Here is a 20,762-nt window from a genome sequence, read left to right on the forward strand (position 1 = left end):
GCCGCGAGTGGCCAGTCACCCGGTCAGCAGTCGATCATTAGCACGCGTGCTGCGCCAGCGCGCTTTTCGAGGTTCCACCAGGTTCCGCTATCGTGAGAGTCTTCCGCGGTCTTCCCAATGCCGAAAGCCGCGCGCCCTGCGCGCTGACCATCGGCAATTTCGACGGTGTCCACCGCGGGCATCAGGCATTGCTCGCGCGCGTGCGCGCGGCAGCCGACGCGCGCGGCCTGCCCGTCTGCGTGATGACCTTCGAGCCGCATCCGCGCGAATTCTTCAACCCGGCCAGCGCCCCGCCGCGCATCGCCATGTTGCGCGACAAGCTCGAAGCGCTGCGCGAGAACGGCGTGGACCGCGTCGTGGTCGAGCATTTCAACCACACGTTCGCGAGCCAGTCGCCCGAGGCGTTCGTCGAGCGCATCATCGTGGGCGGGCTGCACGCGCGCTGGATGATGATCGGCGACGACTTCCGCTACGGCGCGAAGCGCGCGGGCGACTTCGCTTCGCTGCGGGCCGCGGGCGCGCATCACGGCTTCGAAGTCGAGCAGATGGCGACCGTGGCCGACCCTTCGGGCGTGCGCATTTCCAGCTCTGCGGTGCGCGCGCAACTGAACGCGGGCGACCTCGACGCCGCGCGCGCTTCGCTTGGCCGCGGCTATCACATCAGCGCACACGTCACGCACGGCCTGAAGCTCGGGCGCGACCTGGGCTTCCCCACGATGAACCTGCTGATCGGCCACAAGCGGCCGGCGCTCAAGGGCATTTTCGTCGTGATGGTGCATGGCATTGCCGATCATCCGCTGCCCGGCGTCGCGAGCCTCGGCCTGCGCCCGACCGTGGACGACTCGGGCCGCGTGCTGCTCGAAGTGCATCTGCTCGACTGGCACGGCGACGCCTACGGCAAGCTCGTGCGCGTCGAGTTTCTCAAGAAGCTGCGTGACGAGGAGAAGTTTCCCGACCTCGAAACGCTCACCGCCGCGATCGCTCGCGACGTGGCGAACACCCGCGCGTGGTTCGCCGCCGTGGGCGCAGACGTGGCCGGCGGCGCCTCCACCGGCTTCGCCACCTCGGCCACCGACCGAATTAGGTGACCTGCGGCCCGCATGCGCGGGCTGCCCCGCCCCCAGGCGCCGCGTGCCCACAGCACGGCATGCAGCGCCCGAGGCGACGGTTGCGCGGCATCGGCCGCAACGCTGACGCCATGCATCCCCCGAATTCCACGTGATCTCACCATGAGCGACAAGAAAGCATCCTCCGGCAAGCCGCAGAAGTCCGAATCGAAGTACCCCGTCAACCTGCTCGACACCCCGTTCCCGATGCGCGGCGACCTGCCCAGGCGCGAACCGCAATGGGTCAAGGAATGGGAAGAGAACCAGGTCTACGAGAAGATCCGCGCGGCTTCGAAGGGCCGCAAGAAGTTCATCCTGCACGACGGCCCGCCGTATGCGAACGGCGACATCCACCTCGGCCACGCGGTGAACAAGATCCTCAAGGACATGATCGTCAAGGCGCGCAATCTCGCGGGCTTCGACGCGGTCTACGTGCCGGGCTGGGACTGCCACGGCATGCCGATCGAAATCCAGATCGAAAAGCAGTTCGGCAAGTCGCTGCCCGCCCAGGAAGTGATGCAGAAGGCGCGCGAGTACGCGGCCGGCCAGATCGAGACGCAAAAGAAGGGCTTCAAGCGCCTGGGCGTGCTCGGCGACTGGAACAACCCGTACAAGACGATGAACTTCGCGAACGAGGCCGGCGAGATCCGCGCACTCGCGAAGATCATCGAGAAGGGCTATGTGTTCCGGGGCCTGAAGCCCGTGAACTGGTGCTTCGACTGCGGCTCGGCGCTCGCCGAGGCCGAAGTCGAGTACAAGGACAAGACCGATCCCACCATCGACGTGCTGTTCACGTTCGCGCAACCCGCCGAAACGGCGGCCGCGTTCGGCCTGCCTGCGCTGCCGCGCGAGGAAGGCGGCATCGTGATCTGGACCACCACGCCCTGGACGATTCCGTCGAACCAGGCGTTGAACGTGCACCCTGAGATCGACTACGCGCTCGTGGACACACAGCGCGGCCTGCTGATCCTCGCCGTCGAGCGCGTGGAAGCGTGCATGAAGGAGTTCGGGCTCGAGGGCAAGATCGTCGCCACGACGAAGGGCGAGAAGCTCTCGCTGCTGCGCTTCAATCACCCGCTCGCCTCGGCGCATCCGGGCTACAAGCGCACCTCGCCGATCTACCTCGGCGACTACGTCACGACCGACACCGGCACGGGCATCGTGCACTCTGCGCCCGCTTACGGCGTGGAAGACTTCGTGTCGTGCAAGGCGCACGGCATGGCGGATTCCGACATCATCAGCCCGGTGATGGGCGACGGCCGCTACATCGAATCGCTGCCGCTGTTCGGCGGCCTCTCGATCTGGGCCGCGAACCCGAAGATCGTCGACGCACTCGACGCCGCCGGCACGCTCCTGCGCAGCGAGAAGTACCTGCACAGCTACATGCACTGCTGGCGCCACAAGACGCCGATCATCTACCGCGCGACTTCGCAGTGGTTCGCGGGCATGGACGTGACGCCCAAGGACGCCGGCAAGACGCTGCGCGAAACGGCGCTCGAAGGCATCGAGGCGACGGCGTTCTACCCATCGTGGGGCAAGCAGCGCCTGTATTCGATGATCGCCAACCGCCCGGACTGGACGCTCTCGCGCCAGCGCCAATGGGGCGTGCCGATGGCGTTCTTCGTGCACAAGGAAACCGGCGAGCTGCATCCGCGCACGCTGGAGCTGCTCGAACAGGTCGCGCAGCGCGTGGAAAAAGAAGGCATCGAAGCGTGGCAGACGCTCGACCCGCGCGAACTGCTCGGCGACGACGCCAACCTGTACGAAAAGAACCGCGACACGCTCGACGTGTGGTTCGACTCGGGCACGACGCACTGGCACGTGCTGCGCGGCTCGCACAAAGATGAACTCCAGTTCCCGGCCGACCTGTACCTGGAAGGCTCGGACCAGCACCGCGGCTGGTTCCACTCGTCGCTGCTCACGGCATCGATGCTCGACGGACGCCCGCCCTACAACGCGCTGCTCACGCACGGCTTCACCGTCGACGGCGAAGGCCGCAAGATGTCGAAGTCGCTCGGCAACGGCGTCGATCCGCATGAAGTGGCGAATCGTCTGGGCGCGGAAATCATTCGTCTGTGGATCGCCTCGACCGACTACTCGGGCGAACTGGCCATCTCCGAAGAGATTCTCAAGCGCGTGACGGAAGGCTATCGCCGCATTCGCAACACGCTGCGCTTCCTGCTCTCGAACCTCTCGGACTTCGACTTCGAGAAGCACGCGCTGCCCGCAAGCGAATGGCTCGAGATCGACCGCTATGCCGTCGCGCTCACGCATACGTTGCAAAACGACGTGCTCGCCCACTACGACCGCTACGAGTTCCACCCGGTCGTGGCCAAGCTCCAGACGTTCTGCTCGGAAGACCTGGGCGGCTTCTACCTCGACGTCCTGAAGGACCGCCTCTACACGAGCGCGGCGGATTCGAAGGCCCGCCGCGGTGCGCAAACGGCGCTGCATCACATCACGCACAGCCTGCTGCGCATCCTCGCGCCGTTCCTCTCGTTCACGGCCGAAGAAGCGTGGAAGGTGTTCCAGCCGCAAAGCGAAACCATCTTCACCGAAACCTTCCACGCCTTCCCGGACGTCGAAGGCGCGCCGGAGCTGATCGCCAAATGGACGCTGCTGCGCGAAGTGCGCGGCAACGTGACGAAGGCGCTCGAAGAGGCGCGGGTGGCGAACCAGATCGGCTCGTCGCTGCAGGCCGAAGTGCGCATTCTCGCGAGCGGCGCGCGCTACGATGCCCTCGCCTCGCTCGGCGACGACCTCAAATTCGTGCTGATCACCTCGGCGGCGGAAATCGTGAAGGTCGATAGCGAAGCCGAGGAAGGCGTCGAAGTGGTCACCTCGAAGTACCTCAAGTGCGAGCGCTGCTGGCACTACCGCGAAGACGTGGGCGCGAACGCGGAGCATCCGGGCCTGTGCGGCCGCTGCGTCGCGAATCTGTTCGGCGACGGTGAAAAGCGGAGCGCGGCATAATGGCAAAAACCCTGCCGAAGCAGTCCAGGTCGAATGGCGCGGGCGGCACGCTCGCGCCGTGGCTAGGAGTCGCGGTGATCGTGATCCTCGCCGACCAGCTCACGAAAATCGCCATCAACAAGGTGTTCAGCTACGGGGAAGGCCGCGTGATCACGCCGTTCTTCAACCTCGTGCTGGTCTACAACAAGGGCGCGGCATTCAGCTTCCTGTCGGCTGCGGGCGGCTGGCAGCGCTGGGCGTTCACGCTGCTCGGCGTCGTGGCGGCGCTCGTGATCTGCTATCTGCTCAAGCGCCACGCTACGCAGAAGCTCTTTTGCACGGCGCTCGCGCTCATCATGGGCGGCGCGCTCGGCAATGTGATCGACCGCCTGCTGTACGGCCACGTGATCGACTTTCTCGATTTCCACGTGGGCGGCTGGCACTGGCCGGCGTTCAACCTCGCCGATAGCGCGATCTGCATTGGCGCGGCGCTGCTGGTGTTCGACGAATTGCGGCGCGTGCGCGGCGCGCGCTGAGCGTGCGGGCTGCAGTCGGGCGCTAAAGCGCCAACTCTGGTCGACATAGGAGCTGTGACTTGAACACGTCCGCTGCAAACCCAGGCGAACTGGCCGGCCGCCACCTCGTGCTCGGCATGACGGGCGGCATCGCCTGCTACAAGATCGCCGAGCTCACGCGCCTGCTGACCAAGGCCGGCGCGACCGTGCAGATCGTGATGACCGAGGCCGCCACGCAGTTCATCACGCCGGTCACCATGCAGGCGCTCTCGGGCCGCCCCGTCTACACGAGCCAGTGGGACGGCCGCGTGCCCAACAACATGGCGCACATCGACCTCTCGCGCGAAGCGGACGCCATCGTCATCGCGCCGGCCTCGACCGACTTCCTCGCCAAACTCGCCCACGGTTTCGCCGACGACCTGCTCTCCACGCTGTGCGTGGCGCGCGACTGTCCATTGCTGGTCGTGCCCGCGATGAACCGGCAGATGTGGCAAAACCCGGCCACGCAGCGCAACGTCGCGCAACTGCGCGCGGACGGCATCGAAACGCTCGGCCCCGATTCCGGTCCGCAGGCGTGCGGCGAGATCGGCGACGGGCGCATGCTCGAACCCGAGGCCGTGTACGAGGCGATCGTCTCGTTCTTCGCGCCGAAGGTGCTCGCGGGCCGCAAGCTCCTGATCACCGCCGGCCCGACCTTCGAGTCGCTCGATCCCGTGCGCGGCATCACCAACCGCTCGAGCGGCAAGATGGGCTTCGCGCTCGCGCGCGCCGCACAGCAGGCGGGCGCCGAGGTGCATCTCGTCGCCGGCCCGGTCGCGCTGGAAACGCCGTGGGGCGTGTATCGCGAAGACGTGCAGACCGCCCAGCAGATGTACGACGCGGTCATGCGCGCCGCGACCGACGCCGATGTCTTCATCGGCGTGGCGGCCGTGGCCGACTGGCGCGTCGATCACGTCGCCGAACACAAGATCAAGAAGACGGCCGAGCACCGCATGCCGACGTTCACCTTCGTCGAGAACCCGGACATCCTCGCCTCGGTCGCGGCCTTGCCGAATCCGCCGTACTGCGTGGGCTTCGCCGCCGAAAGCGGCGACCTCGACGTGCATGGCGAAGAAAAGCGCGCGCGCAAGAAGGTGCCGCTGTTGATCGGCAATCTCGGCCCGCTCACCTTCGGTCGGGACGACAATGAAGTCGTGCTGTTCGAGGCGGGTGGCCGCAAGCCGCTGCCGCGCGCGGCCAAGCAGGCGCTCGCGCAGACGCTCGTCGCCGAAATCGCGCGGCGTCTGCCGGACCCGAGCATCATCTCGTGACGCGCGCGCCGACGCACCCGCGTGCCGGCGTGCGGCGCCGCGAACCCAGGCAAGGAGCAGTACTGCCATGACACTGCTTTCCGTACTCGACCAGTCGCCCGTCATCGCCGGGCACAGTGCGGCGGACGCCATCGCCGCCACCATCGAGCTTGCACAGCTCGCCGACGACCTCGGCTACACGCGCTACTGGTGCGCCGAGCATCATGGCCTGCTGGGCGTGTGCAACCCCTGCCCAGAAGTCATGCTCGCGCGCCTCGGCAGCGTCACGAAGCGCATCCGGATCGGCTCGGGCGGCATCATGCTGCCCTATTACAGCCCCTTCAAGGTCGCCGAGCAGTTCATGATGCTCGAAGCGCTCTTTCGCGGACGAGTCGATCTCGGTGTCGGACGCGCGCCGGGCGGCGACATGCGCACGGCGCAGGCCGTGGCCGCGGGCACGTACAACCGCGGCGACCAGTTCGCGCAGCAAGTGCAGGATCTCGTCGGCCTGATGGACGGCACGCTCCCCGCCGATCATCTCGCGAGCGGCGTCGTGCTGCAGCCGCAGATCCAGACGCGCCCGCAGCTCTGGGTGCTCGGCTCGAGCGATTTCGGCGGCAACCTCGCCGCGCAGCTCGGGCTGCGCTTCTCGTTCGCGCACTTCATCAACGCGCACTTCGGGCATCTCGTGGCCGAGGCCTATCTCGACCGCTTCAAGCCGGGCCACGAAGCGAAGCCGTATCTCGCGTGCGCCGTGTTCGCGATCTGCGCCGACACCGAAGCGGAAGCCGCCGACCTCGAAAAGGCCGTCGATCTGCGGCGCGTGCAGATGGCCTACGGACTGAACGCGCCGATCCCGAGCCTCGAGCAGGGGCGCGCGCAGGAGTACGGCGAGCGCGAACAGATCGTGATCGACCGGGAGAAGCCGCGCAGCGTCATCGGTACGCCCGAGAGCGTCACGGAGCGCCTTCTTGCGATCAAGGACAACTTTCGCGCCGACGAACTGATCGTGCTGACCGTTGCGGGCAGCTATAAGGCTCGTCTGCGCTCTTATGAACTGCTCGCCGAGGCCTTCCAGCTACCTCGCGCCTGAGCGATCCACCACCGCCCCCTCATCCTGACTTCATGAAAATCGACATCAAGATCCTGAACGAGCGCATGCGCGACCAGCTGCCCCACTACGCCACGCCGGGCAGCGCCGGCCTCGACCTGCGCGCGTGCCTCGACGCGCCGATCACGCTCGAACCGGGCGAAACGAAGCTCGTGCCGACGGGCCTCGCCATCCACGTGGCCGATCCCGGCTACGCGGCGCTGATCCTGCCGCGCTCGGGCCTCGGCCACAAGCACGGCATCGTGCTCGGCAATCTGGTCGGCCTGATCGACTCGGACTACCAGGGCGAACTGATGATTTCGACCTGGAACCGCGGCCACACCACCTTCACGCTCAACCCGCTCGAGCGCCTCGCGCAGCTCGTGATCGTGCCGGTCGTGCAGGCGCAGTTCAACATCGTCGACGACTTCGAGGCGAGCGAGCGCGGCGCGGGCGGTTTCGGCAGCACGGGCAAGCACTGACCCAGGCGGGTGCGCCGGCAACAAAAAAGCACGCCTCGGCGTGCTTTTTTTTTTGCGTTCAGACGGAAGCTTCGGTTCGCTGCGCCGCGCCGGGACGCCGACGATACCAGAGCGCATACACCACCACGAGCACCGCGAGAAACGCGAGGCCGTAGGCCAGCGTCATGCGAAATTCGCGCGTAAAGGCCGTGCCGGCGAGAATGCCGAGCATCAGCAGCGCGCCCAGTACGCTCGTGAACGGGAAGCCCCACATGCGGAACGCAAGCGGCGCGCCGCCTTCGCGCGCCTGTCGCACGCGGAAAAAGATCTGCGTGACGAAGATCATGAACCACGTGAACATCGCGCCGAACATGGCGATCGACATCATCAGCGTGAACGCGGCCTGCGGCCAGAGCGCGTTGAGCACGGCCGCCACCGCAATGCCGATGGTGGACAGCGAAAGCGCCGCCGTCGGCACGCCGTGGCGCGTGAGACGCCCGAACGCCGCGGACGCATAGCCCGCGCGCGAGAGGCTGAACATCATGCGCGTGGTGATGTAGAGCTGGCTGTTCATGGCCGAGAGCGCCGCCACGAGCACGACGAAGTTGATCGCACCCGCCGCGTAAGGCACGCCTGTTGCGGCCATGACCTTCACGAACGGGCTCTCGTTGCCGCCCGCCTGGGTCCACGGCACGATGGCGAGCATGAGCGCGAGCGTGAGCAGGTAGAACAGCACGAGGCGCAGCACGGTTGCGCGAAACGCGCGCGTGACGGCGCGCTGCGGGTCCTGCGCCTCGGCAGCCGCCACGGCGATCGTCTCTACGCCCAGGTAGCTGAAGAGCGAGACGATCGTCCCCACCCACACGCCCCACCAGCCTCGCGGCAGCAAGCCGCCGTGCGACGTGTAGTTCGCGAAGCCCACGCCGGAGCCGGCTGGCGCGCGCCATACGAACCATGCGCCCAGCACGATGAACGCAACGATGGCCGCGATCTTGAGGCTCGAAAACAGATATTCGATCGTTCCGTACGCGCGCACACTCATTGCGTTCACAACGATCAGCGCTGCTGAAAATCCGACGATCCAGTAGAGCCCCGGCACGTGGGGAAACCAGAATTTCATGTAGACGGCGATTGCGGCGACCTCGGTGCCCACCGCCAGCACGTACGCCGACCAGTACGCATAGCGCACGACGAAGCCGGCGAGCGGCCCGATGTAGTGCTCGGCATACGCGCCGAACGAGCCCGATACGGGATGCGCGACGGTCATCTCGGCGAGCGCGCCCATCAATAGCAAGGCGATCAGCGCGCCGATCGCGTAGGAAATCAGCACGCCCGGACCGGCAAAAGAGATCGCGAAGCCACTGCCGAGAAAGAGTCCGGTGCCGACTGCGCCGCCGATGGCGATCATTGTCATCTGCCCGGCGGACAAGCCCTGACGCAGCCCCTGTTCGCGCTCGACGATGGCTTCGAACGCGCCCGATTTACGTGGTACCACTGTTACACCCCTGCTACGCGCGAGACGCTACTCAGCGCCGCGCATCAAAAAACGCCGACGGCGGACAAACGTGCATTTTACCGGCTGATTGCCGGCAAACGGCGGGCGCGCCTGTGCGTCACGGCGCAACGCCTCTACCCGCCGGCGCCAAAGAAAAACGGCGCAGTCCTTTCGGACTGCGCCGTCTTGCCTGAAGGCTGTTTGCGCCGTAGCGCTGCCGCTTACTCCACTTCCACCGCTTCCGGATTGCGCGGCGCCGGCTGCTCGTCGAACGTGAGCTGGACCTTGTCTTCCGCATCGACGTCCACGGTCACGCGGCCGCCGTTCATGAGCTTGCCGAACAGCAGTTCGTCGGCGAGCGCACGGCGGATCGTGTCCTGGATCAGGCGCTGCATCGGCCGCGCGCCCATGAGCGGGTCGAAGCCGTGCTTGGCCAGATGCTTGCGCAGCGCGTCGGTGAAGACCGCGTCGACCTTCTTCTCGTGCAGCTGGTCTTCCAGTTGCATGAGGAACTTGTCGACCACGCGCATGATGATTTCCTCATCGAGCGCACGGAAGCTGATCGTCTGATCGAGCCGGTTGCGGAACTCGGGCGTGAACAGGCGCTTGATATCGGCCAGTTCGTCGCCCTGCTCGCGCCGGGTCGTGAAGCCGATCGTCGACTTGTTCATCGCCTCGGCGCCCGCGTTCGTCGTCATGATGATGATGACGTTGCGGAAGTCCGCCTTGCGGCCGTTGTTGTCGGTCAGCGTGCCGTGGTCCATCACCTGCAGCAGCACGTTGAAGATGTCCGGGTGCGCCTTCTCGATTTCGTCGAGCAGCAGCACGCAGTGCGGCTTCTTCGTGACGGCTTCGGTGAGCAGACCGCCCTGGTCGAACCCGACATAGCCCGGCGGCGCGCCGATCAGACGGCTCACCGCATGGCGCTCCATGTACTCCGACATGTCGAAGCGGATCAGCTCGATGCCGAGCGTGAACGCGAGCTGACGCGCCACTTCGGTCTTGCCGACGCCGGTCGGGCCCGAGAACAGGAACGAGCCGATCGGCTTGTCCGTCTTGCCGAGACCCGCGCGCGCCATCTTGATCGAAGCCGAGAGCGCGTCGATGGCCGGGTCCTGGCCGAACACCACGGCCTTGAGATCGCGGTCGAGCGTTTGCAGCTTGCTGCGATCGTCCTGCGACACGCTTTGCGCCGGCACGCGCGCGATCTTCGAGATGATTTCCTCGATCTCGCTCTTGCCGATGGTCTTCTTCTGCTTCGACTTCGGCAGGATGCGCTGGGCCGCGCCCGCTTCGTCGATCACGTCGATTGCCTTGTCGGGCAAATGACGGTCGGTGATGAAGCGCGCCGACAGTTCAGCCGCCGCGTTCAGCGCGCCCGACGAATACTTCACGCCGTGATGCTCTTCGAAACGCGACTTCAGTCCGCGCAGGATCGCCACGGTTTGCTCGACGGTCGGCTCGACCACGTCGACCTTCTGGAAGCGCCGCGACAGCGCCGCGTCCTTCTCGAAGATGCCGCGGTATTCCGTGAACGTCGTCGCGCCGATGCACTTGAGCGTGCCCGACGAGAGCGCCGGCTTGAGCAGGTTCGACGCATCCAGCGTGCCGCCCGACGCGGCGCCCGCGCCGATCAGCGTATGAATTTCGTCGATGAACAGAATGGCGTGCGGACGCTCTTTCAGTTCTTTCAGCACCGTTTTGAGGCGTTGCTCGAAGTCGCCGCGATATTTCGTGCCCGCCAGCAGCGCGCCCATGTCGAGCGAGTAGACCTGGGCATCCGCGAGAATGTCCGGCACTTCGCCGCGCGTAATGCGCCAGGCGAGCCCTTCCGCGATCGCGGTCTTGCCGACACCGGCCTCGCCCACGAGCAGCGGATTGTTCTTGCGGCGGCGGCACAGCACCTGCACCACGCGCTCCACTTCCAGTTCGCGACCGATGAGCGGATCGATCCGGCCGTCCTTCGCCATCTGGTTCAGGTTCTGCGTGAACTGGGCGAGCGGGGTTTCCTTCTGGCCGGCGGCGTCTTCGGCTTCGGCATTCGCGTCGCTGGCCTTGGCGGCTTCGCCGCTGCCCGTCTTCGCGATACCGTGCGAAATGAAATTCACGACATCCAGACGCGTGACGCCCTGCTGCTGCAGGTAATACACCGCGTGCGAGTCCTTCTCGCCGAAGATGGCGACCAGCACGTTCGCGCCCGTCACTTCCTTCTTGCCGTTGGAAGTGGACTGAACGTGCATGATCGCGCGCTGGATCACGCGCTGGAACCCGAGCGTCGGCTGCGTATCGACGTCATCCGTGCCGGGAACCGTAGGGGTGTTGTCGTGAATGAAGTTGCGCAGGTTCTGTCGCAGGTCTTCGATATTGGCGGCACACGCGCGCAGCACTTCCGCCGCTGTTGGGTTGTCCAACAGCGCCAGCAGCAAATGCTCGACCGTTATGAACTCGTGCCGTGCCTGACGTGCTTCCATGAACGCCATGTGCAGGCTGACTTCCAGTTCCTGGGCAATCATGCTTCCTCCATCACACACTGCAGCGGATGCCCGGCCTGCCGTGCGTGGGTAACGACTTGCTCAACCTTGGTCGACGCGATGTCCCGCGTATAGACCCCACAAACACCCCTGCCCTCGCGATGGACCTTCAACATGATCTGCGTTGCGGTCTCGCGGTCCTTATTGAAATATTCCTGCACGACCATCACGACGAATTCCATCGGCGTGTAGTCGTCATTCATTAGCACGACCTTGTACATGGAGGGCGGTTTGACCTTTTGCTCCTGCCGCTCCAGTACGGTTGAATCCTGCTTGTCCGGGATAATCGCCATACACCCATTCTAAACAACTCGGACAGGCCCGCAATCCTGCCGTAACCTGACCGGCCGGCCGGTGAACCCGGCGCTCCCGACCTGCGACCCGCTGCAAGCAATTCATGCGCCCTGGCCCGGCTCCGATCCCTTGGACCGGCTGCGGGGCCGGTACACAATCCTGCTCTCAGCAGCTTTCACGCCACCGTTGAATCGAGTATCGCACAACCTTGCCGTTGCCGTGGGAAGCGACTGTAGGCGCCCGCACGCTCAGTGTCAGATTACATGGTGCGGTGCATCGCATATGCGTCACCTGCGCGATTTTTCAAGACGCTGTCCTGCACCTGCTTTATGCACCGGTGCTCAGCGTCGGCGAAAAGCAGGAAAAACCCTGGAAATGCGCTCTTTACAACGTGTCAAGGACCGTCTCAAAATATTCTTGACAGCAGATTAAAGACCCTCAACAATCAAGCTGGCACTTTTTTCAACCGCCTTAAATTCGAAAAAATGCCGTTGGTGAGCTTGTGAGGAGGGGGCGATCGCACCGCGATCGTTTAGCTTTTCGAACTGCTCGTGGTAGTGACATGAGTTACAGGGGAAGTTGGTATGGCAACCGGTACGGTCAAGTGGTTCAACGACGCGAAGGGTTTCGGGTTCATTACGCCGGATGAAGGCGGTGAGGACCTGTTCGCTCACTTTTCGGCTATTCAAATGAATGGCTTCAAGACCCTCAAAGAAGGGCAGAAAGTGAGCTTCGAGGTCGTGCAAGGCCCGAAGGGTAAACAGGCATCGAACATTCAGGCAGCAGCCTGATCTGTTCGGTACCCGTACCTTGGAAACCCGGCTTCGGCCGGGTTTCTTTTTGGTGTCATGGTTTTTTAACGTTCGCGTGCTAGCTCACCCGCAACGTACCCATCATGCCGAGATCCTCGTGCTCGAGGATGTGGCAGTGAAACATGCGATCGCCCGCCTCATGCTGGACGGTCGCGATGTGCACCGTTTCGCCGCGCCGCACGTTCACGGTGTCGCGCCATGCCAGCAGTTCCTCCTCATTGCGTACACCGCCACGCTCGCGCGCCAGCACCTGAAATTGCGTACCGTGCAGATGAAACGGATGATCCATGTCCGTGCCGTTTGCTATCGTCCAGTGCTCGACTTCCCCGCGCCGGCTCGCCAGCGTCACGCGCGCCGGATCGAATACCGCCCCGTTCACCATGAATCGCATGCCGCGCGGCATGGGCTGCGCTGAGGCACCCGGTGCGTGCATCGCTTTCATGTCCATCGCTTCGCTGAACACCACGCTCTTTTTCGGGACCGTTAGAAGACCTGACGAAACGAGCGGCGCGATCTCGCGCAGGCGCAACGGCAGTGCCGATTGCGTCGCGCTCGCCGGTGCGAAGCCAACGCTCGCGAGGATCAGCGATGGCCCCGCGGGCAAGCTGCCGTGCGTCATCGCCATCTTGTGGCGGTCGTACTGCGCGGCAATCAGCGACGCACGCGAGGCGCCCTGCCCCGCGCGCACGATCAGCTCCGCGCGCTCGCCCGGCGCGAGCAACAGCGAGGTGACGCCCTCGCGCGGCGCGCCCAGCAGCCCGCCGTCGGTGCCCACCTGCGTGAAGGCGCGACCGTCGTCGAAGGCGAGTTGCAGATAGCGCGCGTTGCAGCCATTCCAGACGCGCCAGCGCTCGTCGCGCACGACCTCGATATGCGGCTGACGAGCGCCGTTGACGAGCACGTACTGACCTTCGCGGCCGTTCATCCAGTCCATCATGCCGTTCGCGGCAATCGCGCCGTCTGCCGCGAGCTTCAGGTCGGACACGAACAGATGCCGCTCCGGCCACGACGCGAGTGGATCATCGGCGGCGCGCACGACGAAGGGGCCCGCCAGTCCCCGGAACACCTGCTCCGAACTCAGCATGTGCGGATGCGGGTGATACCAGTAGGTGCCCGCGCTCCCCTGCGGCAGCGTGAAGCGATAAACGTGCTGCTCACCCGGCGCGACCGGTTTCGAGGGATTGCCGTCCTGATCGGGCGGCACGGGCAAGCCATGCCAATGAATCGTCGAAGGCTGCGGCAGCCGGTTCACGAACGTGATTTCGACAGTGTCGCCTTCGCGTACGTCGATCATCGGGCCGATGACCGGGCCGTCGTTTTCGGCCGCTGCGAGCGCGTCGTATTGCCAGAAGACCGTTTGCGGCTGTCCGGGCAGGAGCGCACGCGCCGCGGGCTGCGCAACGAGCGTCGCGCGAAACAGGCCCGGCTCCCGGCTCTGATTGGCGAGCGTGCGCAGCGCGGCAAGCGGCGCGCCGGCGGGCAACGCATCGGCAGGCGCAAGCGGGACTTGCGCGTGCATCATGCCGCCCGACATCGACGGCATGTCCGTCATGCCGTGCATGGCGTGCATCGCATCGCCCGCATCTTGTGCGAATGCGCGGCGCGCGAACAGGGTCGCGGTGGCGGCGCTCAATGCGCCGGATAGAAATGCTCTTCGTTTCATCGATGAAATCCTCATACCTCGTTCATGCCTGGCACGCGACGCGCGATAACACGCACGCCTGGCGCGCGGGAGTCGTTTCGCTCGCGAAAAAGCGCGAGCGCAGTACGCCGCCCGGAGCGAGCGGCCCGGCTCAGGCGATGGGAGGAGGCAAAGGAGGCGCGTGCGTAATGCCGGCACGCAAGGCCGCGGGAAGCACGACAAGCGTGGAACGGGCGCCGGTTTGCGCGTCGAATGCAGTCACGGCAGAAGGCACGCTGCAATGCGCGCAGCAGCCCGCGACACAGCAACTCGCGCCACAACTGGAATGCGAGCCGTGACGACGGTTGCTCGTCCCGGCGCAACGATCCGCGACGACGTGCGGCGTGAGTGCGACGTGCGCCGCCATTGCATCGTGCTGCGTGTGCTCGCACGCCATCGCGCCGCGCACGGAAAGCAGCGCGAGCAGGCAGACGAGAAGGAAGCGATAGACGACTGGCACGATGAACGAAACCGCGGAGTGACTCGATTGACCAATGCCATGATAGCGCACGGACTGATCGAAGTCGGCTAGCCCGTCCATCCGTGACGATTTTGCGGCGAGCCGGATAAAAAACCGGCAGAACTTTCGGTCTGCCGGTTTTTTCTGCTGGGACAGCGATGAACCGTCTTGCGCCTACATATTCTCGATCATCACCTGCCCGAAGCCCGAGCACGACACCTGCGTCGCCCCTTCCATCAAACGCGCGAAGTCATAGGTCACGCGCTTTTGCAGAATCGACTTCTCCATCGAAGCAATGATGAGGTTGGCCGCTTCGAACCAGCCGAGATGACGCAGCATCATTTCCGCCGAGAGAATTTCGGAACCCGGATTCACATAGTCCTTGCCCGCATACTTGGGGGCCGTGCCGTGCGTCGCCTCGAACATCGCCACGGAGTCCGAAAGATTCGCACCCGGGGCGATACCGATGCCGCCCACCTGGGCCGCCAGTGCGTCGGAAATGTAGTCGCCGTTCAGGTTCAGCGTGGCGATCACGTCGTATTCGGCCGGGCGCAGCAGGATCTGCTGCAGGAAAGCATCGGCGATCACGTCCTTGACCACGATGTCGCCGCCCGTCTTCGGATTCTTGATCTTCATCCACGGGCCGCCGTCTATCAGTTCCGCTGCGAACTCCTTCTGCGCGAGCGCATAGCCGTAGTCGCGGAACGCGCCTTCGGTGTACTTCATGATGTTGCCCTTGTGCACGAGCGTGACCGAGCGGCGCTCGTTGTCGATCGCATACTGGATCGCCTTGCGCACGAGACGCTCCGTGCCCTCGCGCGACACCGGCTTGACGCCGACGCCGGAACTGTCCGGGAAGCGGATCTTCGCCACGCCCATCTCTTCGCGCAGGAACTTGATGAGCTTCTTCGCGCCTTCGGACTCCGCGGGCCATTCGATGCCCGCATAGATGTCCTCCGAGTTCTCGCGGAAGATGACCATGTTGACCTTCTCCGGCGCGCGCACCGGCGAGGGCACGCCCTTGAAGTACTGCACGGGACGCAGGCACACGTACAGATCGAGCTGCTGGCGCAGCGCGACGTTGAGCGAGCGGATGCCACCCCCCACCGGCGTCGTGAGCGGCCCCTTGATCGACACCACGTATTCCTTCACGACGTCGAGCGTTTCTTCGGGCAGCCACACGTCGGGACCGTAGACGCGGGTCGCCTTCTCGCCCGCGTAGATTTCCATCCAGTGAATCTTGCGCTTGCCGCCATAGGCCTTTTCGACTGCCGCATCGACCACCTTCAGCATGACCGGCGTAATGTCCACGCCCGTGCCATCGCCTTCGATGTACGGGATGATCGGCTGGTCCGAGACGTTGAGCGAGAAGTCCGGATTGACGGTGATCTTTTCACCGCCGGTCGGAACCACGATGTGCTGATACGGCATGATCGACTCCAGTAAGGGCAAGGCTGTTGTAGCGGGTGTGACGCGCGCTCGGCGGCTCGCGGCGGCGGCGAAGCCTGTTCGCCCGGCGAGAGCGGGCGGCTTGCCTTGGTGGCGCGAACAGCCCGTCGGCGTGAGGATCTGGCGGCTATTCTAGCCCACGCCTCGCGCATGCGTGGCGCGCCCTTCACACGAACGCCGGCGCAAGGCAAGCCGCTTGCGCCCCGATGGGTGATCGGTTCCGCTCGTGTCTTATATCTTATATAAGACATAGCAAACCGCTTAACGTAATATGCATTAAGATCTCGGCGCCAGCCCGTCATCTATTCGTCCACGTCGCCCTGTCATGCGTTTAATCGCCCTCAATAAACCGTTCGGCACCATCTGTCAGTTTTCGCCGCACGAAACACGTCAGTCTCTCGCAGACTGGGTGAAGGTACCGGGCGTCTATCCCGCGGGCCGGCTCGACTCCGATAGCGAAGGTCTCCTGCTGCTCACCGACGACGGCGCCTTGCAAGCGCGCATTGCCGAACCGAAACGCAAGCTCGTGAAGCGCTATTGGGCACAAGTGGAAGGCGAACCCGATGCGGGTGCGCTTGCCGCACTCGAACGCGGCGTCGATCTCGGTGACTTCGTGACACAGCCGTGTCGAACAAGAATCATTGTTGAGCCCGACAATCTCTGGCCGCGTAGTCCGCCGATTCGCTATCGCGCGTCGATACCCAGCACGTGGGTCGAGATTGCGATCAGCGAAGGCAAGAACCGGCAGGTGCGACGCATGACCGCGGCAGTGGGCTATCCAACGTTGCGGCTAGTACGCGTCGCGATCGGCGCGCTCGATATTTTTTCGCTTGGCCTCGCTCCCGGCGAAAGCATCGACGTGCCCACCAATGCACCCTGGCAAAACACCCCTCACAAACACAAGTGATTGTTGTGCAAGCACTTTTCGCGTGCTGATCATTTTTTTTCGAATTACGCGGCACGTCCCGCGCCTTTCTGTTGCGTCTCGTTACGAAGCAAATGAAAAGATTGCGTCAACCGTCTCGCGAGACCATGCGTTATTCGACGCAGATGCCGCCAGAAGCTATCCGGCATTTAGCCTTCAGGGTCCTCGCAGCAATGTGCGGTCCCGACCGCTGGCAGACGCAAAAATCAAATTCACGCGAATTTGTCGAAAGCGACTGTCAACCGAAAGGTGGATGGCACGTTTACCGACCTGACTCCAAAAACCGGGTCACTTGGTTAATTAACTCAAGCTTGAGGATTCACAACATGAACAAACTGATCGCTGCTCTGGTCGCTGGTCTCTTCGCATCGGCTGCATTCGCACAAGCTTCGGCTCCGGAAGCTGCTTCGGCTGCTCCGGCTGCTGCTGCTTCGGCTGCTCACAAGTCGTCGCACAAGAAGGCCCACAAGAAGTCGTCGCACAAGAAGGCAGCGAAGGCTGAAGCCGCTTCGGCAGCTTCGGAGTAAGCTTGTTGTAAGACGCATGAAGAAGCGGCACGCGTTGCCGTTCTTCAGCGCGACGAAAGGCAGAGCGCTGCAAGGCGTTCTGCCTTTTTGTTTGGCTGCCTGTTTTTTTAGCCATTTTTTCGTCACGCACGCTCGCCGTATCACGTCGATGACGTGAACCGCGCCGCGCATTTTGACCCGCTCTGACCTGGTCGCGTAACATGCGCGGATTAACCTACAGCAAGGAGTCTCTCGTGCGATTTTCCCTGCGCTCGTTCTTCGTGCGCTGCGCGCTTGTCGTCGCATTGCCATTGGCCGCTGTCGCGGCGCTCATGTTCACCGCGACAGCCACGTCGAGCATCGCGCAGGCGCAGCAGATGCCGCCGGGCGCCAGGCAGCCGGGCGAATTTCCGCGCGTGAAGCTCACGGCAGGCATGTTCGTGATCGACGCAGCGGTCGCCGCCAACGACGCGGACCGTGAACAAGGCCTCATGTACCGTTCGCAGCTCGGGCCCAATGAAGGCATGCTGTTCGTGTTCGGCGAAAACGCCGTGCACTGCTTCTGGATGAAGAACACGCTGATCCCGCTGTCGATCGCGTTCATTCGCGCCGACGGTACGATCACCGACATCGACGAGATGCAGGCCGAAACGACCAACAACCACTGCCCGCGCAACAACGGCGTCTTCGCGCTCGAAATGCCGAAGGGCTGGTTCACGGCGAAGGGCATCAAGCCCGGCATGAAGATTCAGGGACTGCCGCCGCTGCAGTAAGCGCGCGTTGTCCCAGCGCGCGCCATTCGCGCGCTGCGCGAAAAGCGCAAGCCGGCCCCGCACGTACGCGGCGCCGGCTTTTTTTGCGCCCGCCTGCCCGCCGGCGCACCGACTGGCGCCGCTGTACAGCGCTGTCGCCGCTTCCCGCGCCGCGGCATACGCCCTGCAAAACCGGCGCGCAAGCGCTATCCTATAAATCCCCCGCATGACGCGTGCCACCAGGGCGCGCTCATGCGGCGCATCGGGCCGCGCGCTGGCCGCGCCGCGTGCCGCCCGGCAGCTTCCATGGCGCGTCATTCCAAGGAGATCACCGTGCCTCGCAAGACCCCCATCGAGCGCTATCGCAACATCGGGATCAGCGCTCACATCGACGCCGGCAAAACCACGACGACCGAGCGCATCCTTTTCTACACCGGCGTGAATCACAAGCTCGGCGAGGTTCACGACGGCGCGGCGACCATGGACTGGATGGAGCAGGAACAGGAACGCGGCATCACGATCACCTCGGCCGCGACCACTGCGTTCTGGAAGGGCATGGCCGGCAATTACCCCGAACACCGCATCAACATCATCGACACCCCGGGGCACGTGGACTTCACGATCGAGGTCGAGCGCTCCATGCGCGTGCTCGACGGCGCGTGCATGGTGTACGACTCCGTGGGCGGCGTGCAGCCGCAGTCGGAAACCGTGTGGCGTCAGGCGAACAAGTACAAGGTACCGCGCATCGCGTTCGTCAACAAGATGGACCGCGTGGGCGCGGACTTCTTCCGCGTGCAGCGGCAGATCGGCGAGCGCCTGAAGGGCGTGGCCGTGCCTATCCAGATTCCGGTGGGCGCGGAAGATCACTTCCAGGGCGTGGTCGATCTCGTGAAGATGAAGGCGATCGTCTGGGACGACGAGAGCCAGGGTGTGAAGTTCGAGTACGAGGACATTCCCGCGAATCTCGTCGAGCTCGCGCACGAGTGGCGCGAGAAGATGGTCGAAGCCGCCGCCGAAGCCGACGAAACGCTGCTCGAAAAGTACCTTCACGATCACGAAAGCCTGACCGAAGAGGAAATCAAGGGCGGCCTGCGCAAGCGCACGATCGCCAACGAGATCGTGCCGATGCTCTGTGGCAGCGCGTTCAAGAACAAGGGCGTGCAGGCCATGCTCGACGCTGTGATCGACTATCTGCCCTCGCCGGTGGACGTGCCCGCGATTCTCGGCCACGACCTCCACGACAAGGAGATCGAGCGCCACCCGAGCGATGACGAGCCGTTCTCCGCACTCGCCTTCAAGATCATGACCGACCCGTTCGTCGGCCAGCTGATCTTCTTCCGCGTCTATTCGGGCGTGGTGAATTCGGGCGATACGGTGCTCAACGCGACCAAGGACAAGAAGGAGCGCCTGGGCCGCATCCTGCAGATGCACGCGAACGAACGCAAGGAAATCAAGGAGGTGCGGGCGGGCGACATCGCCGCGGCCGTGGGCCTGAAGGAAGCGACGACGGGCGACACGCTCTGCGATCCGGCGCATGCCATCGTGCTCGAACGGATGATCTTCCCCGAGCCGGTGATCTCGCAGGCCGTCGAGCCGAAGACCAAGGCCGATCAGGAGAAGATGGGCATCGCGCTCAATCGCCTCGCGCAGGAAGACCCGTCGTTCCGCGTGCAGACCGACGAAGAGTCCGGCCAGACCATCATCTCGGGCATGGGCGAGCTGCACCTCGAAATTCTCGTCGACCGCATGAAGCGCGAGTTCGGCGTGGAGGCGACCGTCGGCAAGCCGCAGGTCGCGTATCGCGAGACCGTGAAGAACAAGGTCGAAGATGTGGAAGGCAAGTTCGTCAAGCAGTCGGGCGGGCGCGGCCAGTATGGTCACGCCGTCATCACGCTCGAACCGCAGACGCCGGGCAAGGGCTACGAATTCGTCGACGCCATTAAGGGCGGCGTGATTCCGCGCGAGTTCATCCCGGCGGTCGACAAGGGCATTCAGGAAACGCTCAAGGCAGGCGTGCTCGCGGGCTACCCGGTGGTCGACACGAAGGTCACGCTCACGTTCGGCTCGTACCACGACGTGGACTCGAACGAAAACGCCTTCCGTATGGCCGGTTCGATGGCCTTCAAGGAAGCGATGCGCAGGGCCAAGCCGATCCTGCTCGAACCGATGATGGCCGTGGAAGTGGAGACGCCCGAGGACTTCATGGGCAACGTGATGGGCGACCTGTCGAGCCGTCGCGGCATCGTGCAGGGCATGGAGGACATCGCGGGCGGCGGCGGCAAGATCGTGCGCGCCGAAGTGCCGCTCTCGGAGATGTTCGGCTACTCCACGTCGCTGCGCTCGCTCACGCAAGGCCGCGCCACCTACACGATGGAGTTCAAGCACTACGCAGAAACCCCGCAGAACGTGGCCGAAGCGGTCATCAACGCGAAGAAGACGTAAAG

At 64.3% G+C, this 20,762-nt stretch carries 17 protein-coding genes; 12 read left to right on the top strand and 5 right to left on the bottom strand.

The annotated features are described in order from the left end of the window. Positions 1–92 precede the first annotated feature (92 nt). The 6 genes from BFD71_RS08245 to dut all read left to right on the top strand — a co-directional run bounded on the left by BFD71_RS08245 (position 93) and on the right by dut (position 7,434). A complete protein-coding gene (locus BFD71_RS08245) occupies positions 93–1,088 on the top strand; it encodes a bifunctional riboflavin kinase/FAD synthetase (RefSeq protein ID WP_069262757.1) in 996 nt (331 codons plus the stop codon). A gap of 141 nt (positions 1,089–1,229) precedes the next feature. After that, the gene (gene ileS / locus BFD71_RS08250) at positions 1,230–4,079 is read left to right on the top strand and encodes an isoleucine--tRNA ligase (RefSeq protein ID WP_069262758.1); all 2,850 of its coding nucleotides are present in this window, start codon (positions 1,230–1,232) and stop codon (positions 4,077–4,079) included. Then, positions 4,079–4,594 carry a signal peptidase II gene (lspA, locus tag BFD71_RS08255; protein ID WP_069262759.1) on the top strand — a complete coding sequence of 172 codons (516 nt, stop codon included), beginning with the start codon at positions 4,079–4,081 and terminating at the stop codon, positions 4,592–4,594. Before ileS ends, lspA begins: the two co-directional genes overlap by 1 nt. 59 nt (positions 4,595–4,653) lie before the next feature. Continuing rightward, positions 4,654–5,883, top strand: a complete 1,230-nt coding sequence (gene coaBC / locus BFD71_RS08260) for a bifunctional phosphopantothenoylcysteine decarboxylase/phosphopantothenate--cysteine ligase CoaBC (protein WP_256094545.1) — start codon at positions 4,654–4,656, stop codon at positions 5,881–5,883. Positions 5,884–5,950: 67 nt separating this feature from the next. Beyond that, positions 5,951–6,955 carry an LLM class flavin-dependent oxidoreductase gene (locus BFD71_RS08265; protein ID WP_069262760.1) on the top strand — a complete coding sequence of 335 codons (1,005 nt, stop codon included), beginning with the start codon at positions 5,951–5,953 and terminating at the stop codon, positions 6,953–6,955. A gap of 32 nt (positions 6,956–6,987) precedes the next feature. Next, positions 6,988–7,434, top strand: coding sequence for a dUTP diphosphatase (gene dut / locus BFD71_RS08270; RefSeq protein ID WP_028205273.1), 447 nt, complete (start codon positions 6,988–6,990; stop codon positions 7,432–7,434). 58 nt (positions 7,435–7,492) lie between these two features. Here dut and BFD71_RS08275 read toward each other — a convergent pair whose 3' ends face one another. The 3 genes from BFD71_RS08275 to clpS all read right to left on the bottom strand — a co-directional run bounded on the left by BFD71_RS08275 (position 7,493) and on the right by clpS (position 11,732). Next, positions 7,493–8,908 (bottom strand): amino acid permease, encoded by a 1,416-nt coding sequence (locus BFD71_RS08275; protein ID WP_069262761.1) that lies wholly within the window; start codon positions 8,906–8,908, stop codon positions 7,493–7,495. Positions 8,909–9,129: 221 nt separating this feature from the next. Further along, entirely contained in the window at positions 9,130–11,421 is a 2,292-nt protein-coding gene (clpA, locus tag BFD71_RS08280) for an ATP-dependent Clp protease ATP-binding subunit ClpA (protein ID WP_069262762.1), read from the bottom strand. After that, on the bottom strand, positions 11,418–11,732 hold the full coding sequence (clpS, locus tag BFD71_RS08285; RefSeq protein WP_028213389.1) for an ATP-dependent Clp protease adapter ClpS: 315 nt from the start codon (positions 11,730–11,732) through the stop codon (positions 11,418–11,420). The genes clpA and clpS overlap by 4 nt, the downstream gene beginning before the upstream one ends. Positions 11,733–12,317: 585 nt before the next feature. Between clpS and cspD the strand changes: the two genes are divergently transcribed. Then, positions 12,318–12,524: a cold shock domain-containing protein CspD gene (gene cspD / locus BFD71_RS08290; protein ID WP_017776809.1), complete on the top strand. Its 207-nt coding sequence runs from the start codon at positions 12,318–12,320 to the stop codon at positions 12,522–12,524. Positions 12,525–12,603: 79 nt separating this feature from the next. Here cspD and BFD71_RS08295 read toward each other — a convergent pair whose 3' ends face one another. Beyond that, entirely contained in the window at positions 12,604–14,208 is a 1,605-nt protein-coding gene (locus tag BFD71_RS08295; RefSeq protein WP_069262763.1) for a multicopper oxidase family protein, read from the bottom strand. A 259-nt stretch (positions 14,209–14,467) separates the two neighbouring features. Here BFD71_RS08295 and BFD71_RS08305 point away from each other — a divergent pair, with 259 nt between their 5' ends. Then, on the top strand, positions 14,468–14,758 hold the full coding sequence (locus BFD71_RS08305) for a hypothetical protein (RefSeq protein ID WP_141710599.1): 291 nt from the start codon (positions 14,468–14,470) through the stop codon (positions 14,756–14,758). 102 nt (positions 14,759–14,860) lie between these two features. Here BFD71_RS08305 and icd read toward each other — a convergent pair whose 3' ends face one another. Beyond that, positions 14,861–16,117, bottom strand: coding sequence for an NADP-dependent isocitrate dehydrogenase (gene icd, locus BFD71_RS08310; protein ID WP_069262766.1), 1,257 nt, complete (start codon positions 16,115–16,117; stop codon positions 14,861–14,863). Positions 16,118–16,460: 343 nt separating this feature from the next. On the opposite strand from icd, the gene BFD71_RS08315 reads away from it, so the two are divergent. The 4 genes from BFD71_RS08315 (at position 16,461) to fusA (ending at position 20,760) form a co-directional block, all read left to right on the top strand. Then, the gene (locus tag BFD71_RS08315) at positions 16,461–17,042 is read left to right on the top strand and encodes a pseudouridine synthase (protein ID WP_069262767.1); all 582 of its coding nucleotides are present in this window, start codon (positions 16,461–16,463) and stop codon (positions 17,040–17,042) included. Between the two features lie 344 nt (positions 17,043–17,386). Next, positions 17,387–17,587, top strand: coding sequence for a hypothetical protein (locus BFD71_RS08320; protein WP_028213393.1), 201 nt, complete (start codon positions 17,387–17,389; stop codon positions 17,585–17,587). Between the two features lie 233 nt (positions 17,588–17,820). Beyond that, entirely contained in the window at positions 17,821–18,339 is a 519-nt protein-coding gene (locus tag BFD71_RS08325; protein WP_069262768.1) for a DUF192 domain-containing protein, read from the top strand. Between the two features lie 312 nt (positions 18,340–18,651). Further along, positions 18,652–20,760, top strand: coding sequence for an elongation factor G (gene fusA / locus BFD71_RS08330; RefSeq protein WP_069262957.1), 2,109 nt, complete (start codon positions 18,652–18,654; stop codon positions 20,758–20,760). Positions 20,761–20,762 lie beyond the last annotated feature (2 nt).

Source organism: Paraburkholderia nodosa, assembly GCF_001718195.1.
In the GTDB taxonomy this organism is placed as follows: Bacteria; Pseudomonadota; Gammaproteobacteria; order Burkholderiales; family Burkholderiaceae; genus Paraburkholderia; species Paraburkholderia nodosa_A.

What these genes read in the sequence shown, in the direction of transcription:
- ileS (WP_069262758.1), top strand. Translation starts at nt 1,230, where the DNA reads ATGAGCGACAAGAAAGCATCCTCCGGCAAGCCGCAGAAGTCCGAATCG.
- lspA (WP_069262759.1), top strand. Translation starts at nt 4,079, where the DNA reads ATGGCAAAAACCCTGCCGAAGCAGTCCAGGTCGAATGGCGCGGGCGGC.
- BFD71_RS08265 (WP_069262760.1), top strand. Translation starts at nt 5,951, where the DNA reads ATGACACTGCTTTCCGTACTCGACCAGTCGCCCGTCATCGCCGGGCAC.
- dut (WP_028205273.1), top strand. Translation starts at nt 6,988, where the DNA reads ATGAAAATCGACATCAAGATCCTGAACGAGCGCATGCGCGACCAGCTG.
- clpA (WP_069262762.1), bottom strand. Translation starts at nt 11,421, where the DNA reads ATGATTGCCCAGGAACTGGAAGTCAGCCTGCACATGGCGTTCATGGAA.
- clpS (WP_028213389.1), bottom strand. Translation starts at nt 11,732, where the DNA reads ATGGCGATTATCCCGGACAAGCAGGATTCAACCGTACTGGAGCGGCAG.
- cspD (WP_017776809.1), top strand. Translation starts at nt 12,318, where the DNA reads ATGGCAACCGGTACGGTCAAGTGGTTCAACGACGCGAAGGGTTTCGGG.
- BFD71_RS08295 (WP_069262763.1), bottom strand. Translation starts at nt 14,208, where the DNA reads ATGAAACGAAGAGCATTTCTATCCGGCGCATTGAGCGCCGCCACCGCG.
- BFD71_RS08305 (WP_141710599.1), top strand. Translation starts at nt 14,468, where the DNA reads ATGCGCGCAGCAGCCCGCGACACAGCAACTCGCGCCACAACTGGAATG.
- icd (WP_069262766.1), bottom strand. Translation starts at nt 16,117, where the DNA reads ATGCCGTATCAGCACATCGTGGTTCCGACCGGCGGTGAAAAGATCACC.
- BFD71_RS08315 (WP_069262767.1), top strand. Translation starts at nt 16,461, where the DNA reads ATGCGTTTAATCGCCCTCAATAAACCGTTCGGCACCATCTGTCAGTTT.
- BFD71_RS08320 (WP_028213393.1), top strand. Translation starts at nt 17,387, where the DNA reads ATGAACAAACTGATCGCTGCTCTGGTCGCTGGTCTCTTCGCATCGGCT.